Raw genomic sequence first — 14,219 nt, 5'->3', positions numbered from 1 at the left:
TTGTATGATATTAGTGTGCGATTATGCACACTTCTTTAATTTTTTATAAATCAAATTTTTTTTCATTACCGCAAATATACAACTTGATACTGCATTCGTAAAAAATCATAACATCACCACTACAAATACTACTTCATAATCGTTATCTTCTAGCCCTGTGCATAGGCATCTGATAAACACGTACACATGGCATCGATAGAAAAAAACACCAACACTACCGGCAAACTCGTTGTTCTCGGGTTAGACGGCCTTCCTCTTTCTTTGGCCAAACGTCTCGCAGCCACAGGACGCTTTCCTTCCTTAGCGCGCCTCACGGCAAGCGCTACAGAAATGCAGGCAGAGCTTCCGGAATTATCGCCCGTAAACTGGACAAGCTTTTACACGGCTGCTGACCCTGGAGAGCACGGCGTATACGGTTTCACACGAATTCATAGCCACAATTACTCCATGGGACTCTGCAACTTCGAGCAACCACAGCACCCAACCATCTTTGACAGACTTGCCGAACACGATATCCGTTCACGCAGCATCAATTTACCGAACACATACCCAGCCCGCCCTATCAACGGGATGCTTATTTCTGGATTTGTTGCGGAAGAACTGTCGCAAGCCGTCTACCCAAAATTTCTCCTTAACATGCTCGGCGCGGATTACCTGCTCGAAGCAGATACCACCACGGGCTCTACTGATCCGGCTTTTCTGCTCGACCAGCTGCGTAAAACACTGGCAGCAAGAAAACGAGCTTTTTCGCTCTTATGGAAAGACGGCGCGTGGGATTTATTCATATTTGTACTCACTGAAACAGACCGTCTCTTCCATTTTCTCTATGATGCAGTAGAAGAAACAGACCACCCGTGGCACAAAGAATGTCTGAACCTGCTGGAAGAATGGGATGTTCTAATAGGAGAATTTCTCGATGCCTTCGATGCACTGCCAGAGCCGAAGCGACTTATCTCCTTGGCAGACCATGGCTTTACACGGCTCATTACAGAAGTTGACGTAAACGCATTACTACGCCAAATGGAGCTGTTCAAAACGCATCTGCCACCAGAGGCATGCAGCGAGCTTGATTCGCAACAGATATCTACGAACTGCAAAGCATTTGCACTTGACCCGGGGCGTATTTACATCCACGCTACCAGTCGCTTTGGGCGCGGCTGCGTTGCTGATACAGATGTTCTTTCGCTAGAACAACACATCATAGAACGTCTTATGGCCGTAACGTTCAACGGTCAGCCTGTGTTCAAAAAAATCCATAAAGGGCGGGAACTTTATACCGGAGAAATGACGCAATTTGCGCCGAATCTCGTCTGCGAACCCGTCGCCGGATTTGATCTCAAGGCAAAATTTAACCGACGCGAAGCGTTCGGATTTTTTGGACGTACCGGAACACACACGGTGCAGGACACCTTTTTTTATGATAGCCAAAACGCACAGCCACAACGCGTGCGGGATGTAGGCACTGAAATTTTACAACATTTTCACGTTACTGAAAGGTAATAACCGGTGGTACTTCTTTTGTCTCCGGCGATGCTTATTTGCAGGATACCGTCTGCGAACCTGCAGAGCTTGCCTCCGTCGGCCAAAGAACCTGTTCACTGTCGTTATCTGTAGCCTCGCGGCTTATACACTACTACCTTTTGGTTAACTCGCAATATATACGTCCTCCATCCCCTAACTATTTTTTCAGGAGGGGGAGTGCAGAGGGGGAACCCCGTTTTTTCGAAAAAACGGGGTTCCCCCTCTGCCCGCCGGAGGCAAACCAAGATAACACCATGATCGACTACAAAAATGAATTGAACCCTGCCCAGTACGATGCGGCAACGACTCTTGAAGGCCCTATGCTTGTTATTGCGGGTGCCGGTTCCGGCAAAACCCGTACGCTTGTATACCGTCTTGCAAATATGATTGAACAAGGCGTCTCGCCGCACGAGATCCTGTTACTCACATTTACCCGCAAAGCCTCGCAGGAAATGCTCCAACGTGCCGCCGAACTGCTCGGACAATCTGTCGGCAACATTACCGGCGGAACATTCCACGCATTTGCCTATTCAGTTCTACGCCAGAATCCTCCGGCAGAGTACGAAGGCTCTCTTTCCATTATGGACTCTGCGGATGCTAACGGTGCACTCAAGTACTGCAAGGACACGCTTGCTATCGGCAAGGGAGACAAGTCATTTCCTAAGATCCAGACTGTTATGGGAATGCTCTCCAAAAGCCGTAACAAAGAAATGGATCTGCATGACATACTTCGCCGTGAAGCATTCCACCTTGCCGCATACCGCGATGACATTGCCAACATCGGTTCAGAATATGAACAGTACAAAGCGCAACACGGTCTGCTTGATTATGATGACCTGCTCTTTAAACTTGAACAACTTCTCACTGTGAACAAAGAAGTACGCGAATACTATCAGCAGCGCTTCAAGTACATTATGGTGGACGAATATCAGGATACCAACCTCGTTCAGGCTCGTATCGTCCGCCTTCTCGCTGGTGGTCATGGCAATGTTATGGCTGTAGGCGACGATGCACAGTCCATTTACGCATTCCGTGGCGCGAACGTGCAGAACATTCTTGATTTTCCTAAGCTGTTCGCAGGTTGCAAAATGGTTAAACTGGAAGAAAACTATCGTTCCATCCAGCCTATTCTCGACTTAACCAACTCCATTCTTGCAGAAGCGCCGCAGGCGTTTCAAAAAAACCTGTTTTCCAACAAGAAAGACGGAAGAAAGCCGGAAGTACTCATTCCTCTCTCTGACCTGACACAGGCAAAAATGGTCGTAGATAAAATCGGTAAGCTACGCAAAAAATACAAGAACAAAGAAATTGCAGTTCTGTTCCGTGCAGGCTACCAGTCCTACCATGTAGAAATGCAGCTTAACAAACTGGGCTTGAAATTCCGTAAATACGGTGGGCTGAAATACTCAGACGCTGCGCATGTTAAAGACGTTATGAGCTACGTACGTCTGCTCATGAACCCGCTCGACTTGCCGGCATTCCACCGCCTCACCGCCAACATTAAAGGTGTAGGCCCAAAAACTTCTATTCGCATTTACGAAGCCACACAGGCAGAAGATCCGAACAAGCTGAAAAAAGCGCTGGTGCGTTACCCTGAGTTACGAGAAGACCTTGATCTTATTGACTCATTACGCCGTCAGCGCCTTGAGCCAGTGGAATTACTTGAAGAAGTTCTTGCGCATTACAAGCCAAAACTCAAAACCATCTACCCCGACGACTACCCGCGTCGAGAACACGGTCTTGAGCAACTTGTACAGATTGCGTCAGGCTATTCTGACATCGAACTATTCTTATCTGACCTTTCATTAGAAGACCCGACCCAGAGACAGGAAGAAGAGGAACAGGATCTCATAACTCTTTCCACAATCCACTCTGCAAAAGGGTTGGAATGGGATGCAGTACTCATCATAGACTTAGTGGAAGACCGCTTCCCGTCACGCCATGCAGTTCAAAAGGCAGATGAATTCGAAGAAGAGCGACGCCTTATGTACGTTGCATGTACCCGTGCGCGTAAGTACCTAGGACTCTTTGTTCCTTCATCACTCTATGCACGCGGAACAGGCGGTAACGAACCGGCAATCCCAAGCCCGTTTGTACGCGATATCCCGGGTTCTCTTTACGAAGAATGGCGCGAAAACTACTCAGGCACAGTTACACAGACAGCGCGCCCCACAAGCACTCCGCCTCACCGCACCCCACAAAAGAACGGTGCAAAGACGTCGGCTCCATCAACAAGCGGGGCGGCTACCAGTTCAGTGAGCGGCGGCAAGCTCGGTCACTGCACACACAAGATTTTCGGTCGCGGAAAAATCATCCAGCATCTGCCACCAGACAAATACCGTGTTAATTTCCCAGGCTTCGGACTTAAAGTCATTATGGAAGCTTACTTAGTTATGGAAGACTAACCCAATATCCATGACGAACTCTGGCAAACACGGTATTCTTAGGCACCGCGAGATTTTGCCAGACGCCAACACTCAGGAGCTATTCCATGACGCATAAATTATCTTCCGAAGTTGCTTTCTTAGATTGTATTGACCGACATTTTCCAAACAGCCACGCCCACCTCATCATCGGGCGCGGTGACGACTGCGCGGTTCTCGCATGTCCGGAACGCATCTGCTTATCATCAGATCTGTTTCTCGAAGATATCCATTTTCGCGAACAATACTTTTCCCCCGAGGACATCGGCTACAAAGCTCTCGCTGTCAGCCTTAGTGACATTGCAGCATCTGGTGCAACGCCGCTCGGATTCTCGCTCGACCTTATGATTCCGGAAGGACGGAATCCGGCTTACTGGGATGACTTCTTCGGCGGAATGGCAAGCCTTGCACAAAAATACAATGTACCGCTTGCGGGTGGTGATCTTTCCAAGTCGCCCATTTTAGGTACATCAGTAACCATATGGGGAGCACCAACCCGTACCGCAGGCGGAACACCAGTTTTCCTCAGCCGCACTGGCTGTTCCGAAGGGGACATCATTTTCCTTGTAGGGACACTTGGACTTGCACGCACTGGACTTTACGCGCTCGAAAGCATTGGTCGTAACGCTGTGGATGAGTACCCTGCAGCAACCGGCGCACATCTGCGCCCTGTACCGCAGCTTGAAGCCGGGCAACTTCTTTCCGCGTATAGCGGCATAACACTCATGGATTTATCCGACGGACTTGCACGTGATCTTCCGCGGTTGCTCGGTGAAAAAACCACAGCATCGGCAGATAAACCGTCCGCAAAAGGCGCAAGCATCAATATTACAACAGATATGCTGCACGCTGAGCAACTATCCTACGCGTTGGAAAAGAATCTCGACCCTGTACTCGAAGCCTTCAAAGGCGGTGAGGATTATGCGCTTCTTGGGACCTGCCCTGCTTCCATCTTTGCGGAACTAAGTGTAAAACTTCCTCAAATACAGAAACTCGGCATCGTTACCAACAATGGGAAAATTATCATGAATGGGCAACCAGTTACAGAACATGGATTTGACCATTTTGCATAGCTAAAAGCTATGCTTCCGATGGAGCTGCGACTCTTTTTCTTTTGATTTTTTTTACCTTCGGGGGGAAGGGATTTGCTCCTCTCCCCCCACCAGCTTAGCGGAAAAGTATCGCCCGTAACCAATGTCATGTGTTCAGACTACACGGACATTACTATCACCCCATGACATACTTCTTTCGGCTAATAGGAATGTACCATGACAGCAGAAGTTCAATTTATCGGTAGAGTTCGAACTCAATTTGATGATCTGGAAAAATGCCCGAAACAAGGCAACGAAGGCGGTAAAGAAGCATGGGTCGAAGTTGCTCCGGAGTTTGTTAATGCCTTAGCCGGACTAACTGTTGGACAAAGTATTGATCTGCTCACATGGTTTCATAAAGCGGATAGGACGACGATGAAGGTTCATCCCCGTGGAGATCGGTCCCGTCCGGAACGTGGTGTTTTTTCTACCCGTTCTCCAGCCCGTCCAAACCCGATTGGTGTTCATACTGTAACCATTCTTGAAATTACAGAGAACAAAGTCCGTGTGGAACCACTTGAGGCGTTAGATAAAACTCCACTTATTGACATCAAAAAGACACCTACCCCCGCTAATCTAATTACTCCGGTGGATATTCGTCATCAGGATATAGACGAAATCACACAGGTATGCCGCAGTGCATGGAGTCGACGACTTTTTTCAGGATTCAACGGCAATGCATCTGTCCGTCTGGGTGACGCTTGTCTTATGACAGCAACAGGCTCTGCAAAAGGATGCCTTGAACCAAAAGATTTTGTGCTGGTCGATATTGCCAGTGGCAAAATCTTAGCTGGAAGCAAACCCTCTTCTGAGGGCGAAATGCATTTGGAAATTTATCGAAACCAGCCTAACGCACATGCTATTCTACACACTCATCCACCAAAGATTCTTGCCCTTGGTGTACTTGTAGAACCAGCTAAGATGCTGAAGCTCCCAATTTTTGAAACAGATTTAATAGGCTCCCGTATGACTACTGCTCCTGCTTTTGCACCGGGTACTGTGGAACTTGCACAGGCAACAGGAAAAGCCGCCATAACGCACGATGCTGTGTACATGGAAAAACACGGACTCGTATGTTGGGCAGACACCTTAGGGCACGCACTTTCTCTTAGCGAAGAACTGGAGCATCTGGCCTCTATCCACGTAGATGTAGTTCGTTAGCATCTTAATTAAAGCTTTAATGAAATGGGGACAACAAAAAGCAGCCCCCTTGCGGATGCAAGGCGGATCCTGCCCCTCGGATAGTCGCCGAAGGCAACAAAAAAACGTCGAAGGCTCAAAATATACAAAAAGCGCCACAGGCCGCATGTTTTGTGCCTTTAGAGTGTTGCAACTCATTAAATTATTAGTTAGGCATACAGTTTACAAATTTGGAAATCTTTCCCGAAACATTATAACAAAGACTACCAAAGGGATTTAAATGACAGACTTTACCCCTGACTTTGCGAAAACAGGTGGTCTTGTTCCCGCTATCGCTCAAGACGCAGCGACTGGCGAAGTGCTCATGATGGCCTATATGAACGAAGAAGCTTGGAACAAGACTCTTGAGACGGGCGAAGCCCATTACTTTAGCCGAAGCCGCAGTGCGCTTTGGCATAAAGGCAAAACGTCAGGACATACCCAGCATATCAAGGCCGTGCGCCTTGACTGCGACAGCGATACTATTCTGCTGATCGTAGAGCAAAAAGGCGGCGCGGCCTGCCATAAAGGGTATAAAAGCTGTTTTTATCGTGAACGCAACAAAGAAGGCGACATTACAATCTGTTCGCCGTTAGTTTTCGACCCTAAGGAGGTCTACTCATAATGTCTTCTACCAATCCGATTATCAAACTTGGTCTGCCTAAAGGCTCTCTTGAAAAACCAACCCTCAGCCTTTTTGAGCGTTCAGGTTGGAAAATTCACCAGCACCACAGAAACTACTTTCCGGAAATCAACGATCCGGAAATCACCGCGCGCCTCTGCCGTGTACAGGAAATCCCTTCATACATTGAAGACGGTATCCTTGATGTCGGCCTTACCGGTAAAGACTGGCTGCTTGAAACCGGTGCTGATGTAAAAGTTGTATCAGACCTTATCTACTCCAAAGTTTCCAACCGCCCTGCCCGCTGGGTGCTGGCTGTTGCCGGTGATTCCCCGTACAAACGACCGGAGGATCTCGCAGGTAAACGCATAGCTACCGAGTTGCTTGGCGTAACGCAGAAATACTTTAAAGACGCTGGTATCGACGTTGATGTGCAGTACTCATGGGGTGCGACTGAAGCAAAGGTCGTTGAAGGACTTGCTGATGCAATTGTTGAAGTAACCGAGACTGGTACGACTATCCGCGCTCACGGCCTGCGTATTATTGCAGAGGTTCTTGTTACCAACACCCAGCTTGTAACCAGCGAAGCTGCATGGGCTGACCCTGAAAAACGCCGTAAGATCGAACAAATTGACCTTCTCCTTCAGGGAGCGCTGCGTGCAGAATCCCTTGTTGGTCTAAAAATGAACGTACCGAGCAACAAATTACCGGAGATTCTCAACGAAATTCCTTGTTTGAACTCCCCGACCATTGCAGAGCTCACAGATACAACATGGCACTCCGTTGAGATTGTTGTAGATCAAGGTCTCGTTCGTGACCTGATCCCGCGCCTGAAAGCTGAAGGCGCAGAAGGTATTATTGAATACGCGCTGAATAAAGTTATCTAACATCAGATCAGGTCTGCCTCAATCTGAGTTATTAAAACACGCAAAAGGGTGAGTTGATTTCCATCAACTCACCCTTTTTTATTTGCATCCTATTTTCGCAACAGCGAAAATTATTTGCTCTCTATATTCAAATAGAGCTGGGGTGGCACGTTCTTATCAGTCAATGGCGTCTGCACACCACGACGACTTTTTCTGTTCACCAGAATCGGGCCTGTAAGGTTTAATGCTGTATTTTCCGGTCTTCCGTGCGGAATGGTCACGGTTACCAACACGGCTACATCAGCTGGATCTTCAACCTGTAAGGTCTCTTCATCCGCCGAGTTAATGACAACTGGATAGTCATCAATAAAGCTGTATGGGTCCGCCACAAGAAAACCCAGATTCGGAGCATCCATACTTTGCAGAACAAGAAATGGAGAGGCGTCGCGAAGCTGAAGCAACGTAAAGTTGTGATGATCCTCGAATCCCAACAGGCCACGTGGAAACTCAATGACTTTATCCATAGAGACACTCTGTGTTCCTATACGGGTTTCGATTACTATTTCTTTTTGCTTTTCCATAATTCTGTAGCCATTAAAAGGTCTGTGTCGAGCGTTTCACTTGCCTGACGGTTCTGTTCTTTTATTCGCAAATAAACTTCTTCGCGGTATACAGGCATTCCATCCGGTATATCCAACCCAATTTTTACCTGCTTTCCTTGTACACTGAGGACTGTGACCTTTATGTTGTCCCCTATGCACAAGCTCTCCCCCGCGCGTCGGGTCAGTATAAGCATAGGCGTCACTACTCTTGCTGAGGTTTATGACAATAACCTGCTGTCGCAGGAACAACTGCGACAAGCGGCATCCGCCATTTCACAGTGTTTTTTTATTAATTCGGCATCCCCGCGATAACCTGCATCATATCTTCCGCAGATGTAATAAGCTTCGCTGCTGCCTTGTATGAATGCTGAAACTTCGTCATTTCGGAAATATCGGCATCCAAGTTGTTGCCATGTATTGTGGCATTCTGACGAGAAAGGTCAAGTAGCAGTGCTTCATTAAATTGTGTTTTGTATAATGCCGTTGTTGCATCATCTTTTGCCTGAGCACTCAAAGCAGCGTAATAGTCCCGTGCACTCACGGTTTTAGTTGCTTCACCGGGCGTATTGAAAGAAAATGATGCGTCTTTAAGTGCTGCAATTGATTTTGCAGTATCGCTGCTTTCAGCTACGACAGAGCCCGCATTGTTCACAACTCCGGCATTAATCGCTGCAGCATCCTCACGGACACGTTCATGCACTTCCATATCTTCTGCAGATGTTCCCGCAAAAAACGTATTCATGCCTAATGCTGCAAACAAACCTGAACTGTCTTCGCCAAAGGAAAGTGTATGGTTCTCGGCAGCAGTTATCTTCAATGCGTTGTTTTCAATTGTTGCAGTCCCGAACTGTCCTAGGGAACTGTTAATGGCATCACACACATTGTTCAAAGAATGAACTGCCGGATCAAAATCACGGATATACGGCGCAACGCCGGAAAAATCTATTATTCCGTAGGCTGTAGTCGGCGAAGGTTTACCTGTTTCGGAATCAGAGGCAAACAACGTCATTTTACCGGATGTTATTGTATCACTGGTAACAAGGCCGGAACCATTGCTGGCAAGCGGTGTATCTACATTCACCACTGAATTTGTAGCGGTAATTTCTAATTGAGGAACGGTTGAAGCACCCTGTGCATACACTTTATTTACTTCTGTAATAATAGTGGAAGCAAGGCCATCCAGCTTTTCTGTGTAGTTTCCAAGCTTATTGTCACGCAGCTGCATAAGGCCGGCAATCTGCCCACCAGTAATCCGTAATTCGTTATCACTACCGTCAAAGAAGCTCTGCGGGGTAAGATTTACACGCCCCTGAGGAGTAAAACCAGTTACATGCTGCTTAGGAATAATGGTGAACGTATCCCCTGCTGCAAGCATTCCTGCATTGGAATTAAAGGTTACATCCAGATTCTGTACGGACGGTGCAGTACCATTTGATGCAACAGCAAACTGCGTATCATTTCCTTCCGCATCCGAAAGCCATGAACGTTTACCATCCAATGATGCTCTGAAGCGCACATCACCAGTTCCTACAGCTCCACCTTGGGTTACTTCCAGAACTACCTCACGTGAGGACGTGCCGGAAAAACTCACTGTACCGTCAAAAGTAGAGGCCGGAGTAAGACGCGAAGTTAAAGACGGCTCACTGAGTTGCAGTGTATAAGCAGAGGTTCCATCTACCAGCGTAAAACCGGAACGAGTTGAAACATGCATCTGCTCACGAGCAGTTATATTGGTATCAATATCCAGCTTTTCAGAAATTGCATGTACAATTGTATTGCGTTCATGAATCAACTCACTGCGGGCTCCCACGTTTTCCGGTGCGGCAAGCTGCGCATTTATTTCCACCAACGCCTGTAATTTATCGTTCAATTCGACTAACGACTCATGAACCGTTTCTGAAAGCGCCTTTGATGTAGCAGCAAGCATGCCGCGTTGTCCGCGGAGCATCTGAACCATTGAGTCTGAACTTGCAAGAACTTCCTGTCTGGCTGTTTCATCCTGCGGCTTCTGGCTCAGGGTATTCCAGTTATCAAAAAACACGCTGATATTATCCTGAGCCCCAAGAGCGTCTTCTGAAGCAAACATAGAATCCACGTTAAGCAGCATTTCCCGTTGACTGTCCCAGCGTGCAAAATCTGAGGTGCGGACAACAGTCTGCCGTGCTACCTGTTCCACAAAACGGGATATCACCTCGTTACCAGTCGTACTGATATTCATAAGACCCGGTAAGTAGTAAATACCGGAGCTCTGACCAGGCTGGTCTGAAGGCGCAACTGTCCCTGTATTGCGTACTGGAATGTTGCTATCAGTAGGCTTAATATCCTTAGGAGGAGTGTAGACGGTGTTACCGCCTAAATTAAGTAACGAGGTTATAGTCATTTACAGTCTCCCGTGTATAAGTACGGCCTCCGGACGACTTTGCGTGTATGCTCCGGTTCTTCCGTATGTAGCGTTGTTGCGAGGTTGAATTTGACTCTGCAGATGATTAAGCAATGCTTGACTCTGATCGTGCAGAGCGAGCGCCAGTTCTGCGTTCATTGAAGCCTGACGGGAACAACGTTTTTCTAAGACCTCTATGCGGCCAAGCAATCCGTTAAGTTCCGCCTGTTCATTCTCTGCTAAAATCTGAAGAACATCACCAAGGCGCTGCCCACCTAATGAGCTTTTTAGCGAGGTACGTTCGTTTGCAATCTGGCGCATAAGCTCATGAATAGAAAATTCAAGTCCGGTAATAGATTCCGGTTTACGCTCCCGTAACTCGGCAAACTCTTCCGTAAGTAATGTCTCAAGCACCTCAAGTGCTTTTTCCTGACGATGTAAATTCTGGTATGTTTCTGTATACATGGCTTATCCTTTACGTTACCCGACCGATGGGAAGTCCCGCCATCAGACGTGATCTGATCTGTTGAGGGTTCCATGCAAGCTCACCTTGTCGCACTTCAAAGTGCAAATGCGGCCCTGTGGAACGCCCTGTACTACCTACCTCAGCAATTTTCTTGCCAGCCGCGATTGTTTCGCCAACTTCAACATTCAATTTGCTGTTGTGACCGTAGTAACTGCGCCATCCGTTAGGGTGTTCCAGAACTACCAATTTGCCATATCCTTTCTTTTCACCGGAATAGATGACTTTTCCATCCCATGCGGCAGCAACGGATTCGCCTGTTTTACCGGCAATATCAACGCCACTGTGCCATGCTTTTTTTCCGGTAAACGGGTCTTTTCTCCATCCAAACTTAGAGGAGATGGACCCCGGAAGCGGCCAATTAATTGTCGCCATATCAGGGGAAGGCGCGATTGGCCCACCCATGCCGATAATCTCTGATGCTTCAGTTGAAGCATCAATGGTCTCCGGACTTACTAATTCTTCTTCAACGGCGACTTTCTGTGCTTTTTGCACTGGCTCCGCCATTGCCTGATCAACAGATCCGCTTGTCGCCTGCTCTTTGAGGATTTGCTGAGGATCAGCGATAAATTTCATTTCAAGCTGACGCTCAAGCTCGTTCACATTCTCCACAACATCTTTGTCTGTCATCACTTGCAAATTGGTGTTGATGACACGGGTAGCCGTGGTGTCCGTTTCCAGTTCCTGTTCCTCCATTGGAGAATACAGATCTTCAGGAGGCGGAACAGCTGCTGCAACACGAGGAGAAAGTGCTTTCACTTTGGTAAACACATCTGGTGAAGACAGGTCACGAACAGGTGCGGCATCGCCGCCCTTACTGCTGGTATCGCGGCTGGCGTCACCCAACTTTTCTGCAAGTTGCTTGTAGAGCATGTCAGATAAGCCGATACCACCGGACTGGGACATTTTTACAGACAGTTCCTGATCAAACATCCCCTGCCACATTTTCTCCTCACGACTCTTGAACATGCCGCTTTTCGGGATAGTGTTCCGCATCTGCTGCCACATTTTCTGAATAAAAATGGCTTCAAACCCTTCCACCGCTTTGCGGAGCTTTGCATCTCCAGCCTTGCCGCCCTTTTTCAGGGCGGAAAGCTGGTTTGTTTTTGCTTTAAGCTGCTGCGCCCCGATCGAGGCATTCAGCAATTCAGAATCAATAGGAGCTACCATGTTAGATTACCTCCAGTTCCGCATGCAGCGCACCGGCTGCCTTCAAAGCATTTAAGATAGAAATGAGGTCTCGAGGTGTTGCGCCGATAGCGTTCAATCCCTCAGTCAGTTCCTGCAGGGTTGCGCCTTCAATCAAAACCAGACGCTTGTTTTCTTCTTTAACTTTCACATCAGTCTGCGGAGTTGTGACAGTTTTACCGTCCGAGAACGGATTAGGCTGTGAAACTTTTTCATCTTCTTTAACAACAATCTGCAAGGAACCATGTGCAATCGCGACTGGAGACAGGCGGACATTGCTACCGACAACAACAGTACCTGTGTTCTCGTCAACAACAACACGCGCCTTCTGGTCAGGTGTCACTTCAATATTCTCAATAGCTGCCATCAGCGGTACAATATTATTCCTGTACTGCGGAGGCACATCCAGAGTGATGGTGGAAATATCTCTGGCAAAGGCGAAGTTTCCGCCAATTGCCCTGTTCAAGCTTTCTACAACCTGATTTGTTGTGGAAAAATCACCGTTGTGCATGTTCAGTGTCAGAGAGTTCTGACTGTTGAATTCAAACGGTACCGCACGTTCCACGTTCATACCGTTCGGGATACGTCCCACAGTCGTAATGTTTTTTTGAACCTTGGCAGCTTTGCCTTCCGCGGAAAAACCGCCAATGGCGACAGGGCCCTGAGCAAGGCCGTAAACCTGCCCGTCGATACCTTTTAACGGTGTCATAAGGAGCACGCCACCAAGCAGACTTTTGGCATCACCAAGACTGGAGACAGTAACATCAAGTCGTGAACCCGGTTTTGCGGAAACAGGAAGCTTTGCCGTTACCATTACTGCCGCGACGTTTTTAGACTTAATGTCGTCCGGACTTACACTGACGCCCATTTTTTCCAGCATGTTAACAACTGCACGTACGGTAAAAGTTGAAGAGGTACTGTCACCTGTACCGCTCAACCCGGAAATAAGACCATACCCTACAAGCTGGTTATCGCGGACACCGCCGAAGTCAGCTATATCTTTGATACGTGCGGCACTGCCAGACTGTGGAAGAGTGACAGCCACAACGAATGCAAAGACCAAAAATACTGCTATCTGTTGAATACGTTTCATACTATTTCTTCCTATCCTAGAACGGCCACACGGTGTCCATAAGACGTGTAATCCAGCCCGGCTTCTGTTTGTCTGCAACAACACCTTCGCCAAAGTATTTTATACGGGCATTCGCCACCTGACTGGAAATAATGCTGTTGTTATCTGCAATATCACGAGCACGGATTAAACCGGTGAGCATCAAGTACTGCGTTTCGTTATTTACCTGTGTTTCACGAACGCCTTCAATCTGAAGCAGACCTCCGGGACTGACACGCAACACGCGGCAGGCAACAGTTGCAGTAAATTTGTTCTCGCGTTTCGTTTCGCCTTCGCCATCAAACGAAGTCGTCCCGCTTGCTTTCACCATTGGGTTGGAGATACTGCCTAACATCGGAATAGATGACTTACCCAAAAAAGCATCCACACCAAGATTGATTGAAGAATCTTTATCGCTTGTGGTCTCAGCCTTGTTTTTAGCACTGGCATTTTCCACAATGTTCACCATAACGATGTCACCAACTCGACGGGCGCGGTTATCTGCAAACAAAAAGTCGGCATTGGTAGGCTGAAAGAGTGAACCAGGATTTGCCCGCGCCATTTCCGGAGTGAGCATTTGCGGTGGCACTGCAACCGGCATAGATGGAACCGGTCTTTCCTTTGCAGCCTGACACCCTGTCAGCATTAATGCTGCCAGAATGATGACAGTGTAAAAACGAACATTCATGGAATACCTCGTACTCAAAAAACTT

13 protein-coding genes are annotated in these 14,219 nt (G+C 47.7%); 6 read left to right on the top strand and 7 right to left on the bottom strand.

Features of this window, described 5'->3' with window-relative positions; all coding sequences use genetic code 11:
• The first annotated feature begins 186 nt into the window (after positions 1 to 186).
• The 6 genes from F461_RS0102385 (at position 187) to hisG (ending at position 7,723) form a co-directional block, all read left to right on the top strand.
• Positions 187 to 1,500, top strand: coding sequence for an alkaline phosphatase family protein (locus F461_RS0102385; protein ID WP_019999554.1), 1,314 nt, complete (start codon positions 187 to 189; stop codon positions 1,498 to 1,500).
• A gap of 275 nt (positions 1,501 to 1,775) precedes the next feature.
• Positions 1,776 to 3,926 carry an ATP-dependent helicase gene (locus tag F461_RS0102380; protein WP_019999553.1) on the top strand — a complete coding sequence of 717 codons (2,151 nt, stop codon included), beginning with the start codon at positions 1,776 to 1,778 and terminating at the stop codon, positions 3,924 to 3,926.
• Between the two features lie 86 nt (positions 3,927 to 4,012).
• On the top strand, positions 4,013 to 5,017 hold the full coding sequence (gene thiL / locus F461_RS0102375; protein ID WP_019999552.1) for a thiamine-phosphate kinase: 1,005 nt from the start codon (positions 4,013 to 4,015) through the stop codon (positions 5,015 to 5,017).
• A gap of 195 nt (positions 5,018 to 5,212) precedes the next feature.
• On the top strand, positions 5,213 to 6,196 hold the full coding sequence (gene tsaA / locus F461_RS0102370) for a tRNA (N6-threonylcarbamoyladenosine(37)-N6)-methyltransferase TrmO (protein ID WP_026364574.1): 984 nt from the start codon (positions 5,213 to 5,215) through the stop codon (positions 6,194 to 6,196).
• A 259-nt stretch (positions 6,197 to 6,455) separates the two neighbouring features.
• Positions 6,456 to 6,839: a phosphoribosyl-AMP cyclohydrolase gene (gene hisI, locus F461_RS0102365; RefSeq protein ID WP_019999551.1), complete on the top strand. Its 384-nt coding sequence runs from the start codon at positions 6,456 to 6,458 to the stop codon at positions 6,837 to 6,839.
• Complete coding sequence (gene hisG, locus F461_RS0102360) at positions 6,839 to 7,723, top strand: ATP phosphoribosyltransferase (RefSeq protein ID WP_019999550.1); 885 nt, start codon at positions 6,839 to 6,841, stop codon at positions 7,721 to 7,723. Before hisI ends, hisG begins: the two co-directional genes overlap by 1 nt.
• 110 nt (positions 7,724 to 7,833) lie before the next feature.
• On the opposite strand, the gene fliW is transcribed toward hisG, so the two are convergent.
• The 7 genes from fliW to F461_RS0102325 all read right to left on the bottom strand — a co-directional run bounded on the left by fliW (position 7,834) and on the right by F461_RS0102325 (position 14,194).
• Complete coding sequence (gene fliW / locus F461_RS0102355) at positions 7,834 to 8,283, bottom strand: flagellar assembly protein FliW (protein ID WP_019999549.1); 450 nt, start codon at positions 8,281 to 8,283, stop codon at positions 7,834 to 7,836.
• A complete protein-coding gene (gene csrA / locus F461_RS0102350; RefSeq protein WP_019999548.1) occupies positions 8,262 to 8,498 on the bottom strand; it encodes a carbon storage regulator CsrA in 237 nt (78 codons plus the stop codon). Before csrA ends, fliW begins: the two co-directional genes overlap by 22 nt.
• Before the next feature lie 95 nt (positions 8,499 to 8,593).
• Positions 8,594 to 10,684 carry a FlgK family flagellar hook-associated protein gene (locus F461_RS0102345; protein ID WP_019999547.1) on the bottom strand — a complete coding sequence of 697 codons (2,091 nt, stop codon included), beginning with the start codon at positions 10,682 to 10,684 and terminating at the stop codon, positions 8,594 to 8,596.
• Positions 10,685 to 11,149 carry a flagellar protein FlgN gene (locus tag F461_RS0102340; RefSeq protein WP_019999546.1) on the bottom strand — a complete coding sequence of 155 codons (465 nt, stop codon included), beginning with the start codon at positions 11,147 to 11,149 and terminating at the stop codon, positions 10,685 to 10,687.
• Between the two features lie 10 nt (positions 11,150 to 11,159).
• The gene (locus F461_RS18425; RefSeq protein WP_019999545.1) at positions 11,160 to 12,377 is read right to left on the bottom strand and encodes a peptidoglycan DD-metalloendopeptidase family protein; all 1,218 of its coding nucleotides are present in this window, start codon (positions 12,375 to 12,377) and stop codon (positions 11,160 to 11,162) included.
• A 1-nt stretch (position 12,378) separates the two neighbouring features.
• Positions 12,379 to 13,488, bottom strand: a complete 1,110-nt coding sequence (locus F461_RS0102330; RefSeq protein ID WP_019999544.1) for a flagellar basal body P-ring protein FlgI — start codon at positions 13,486 to 13,488, stop codon at positions 12,379 to 12,381.
• 16 nt (positions 13,489 to 13,504) lie between these two features.
• On the bottom strand, positions 13,505 to 14,194 hold the full coding sequence (locus F461_RS0102325; RefSeq protein WP_019999543.1) for a flagellar basal body L-ring protein FlgH: 690 nt from the start codon (positions 14,192 to 14,194) through the stop codon (positions 13,505 to 13,507).
• Between the last annotated feature and the right edge of the window lie 25 nt (positions 14,195 to 14,219).

The sequence above is a fragment of the Halodesulfovibrio aestuarii DSM 17919 = ATCC 29578 genome (assembly GCF_000384815.1).
Lineage (GTDB): Bacteria > Desulfobacterota > Desulfovibrionia > Desulfovibrionales > Desulfovibrionaceae > Halodesulfovibrio > Halodesulfovibrio aestuarii.
Note: the sequence above shows the minus strand (reverse complement) of the source record. Positions and strands in the feature narration are given on the sequence as shown.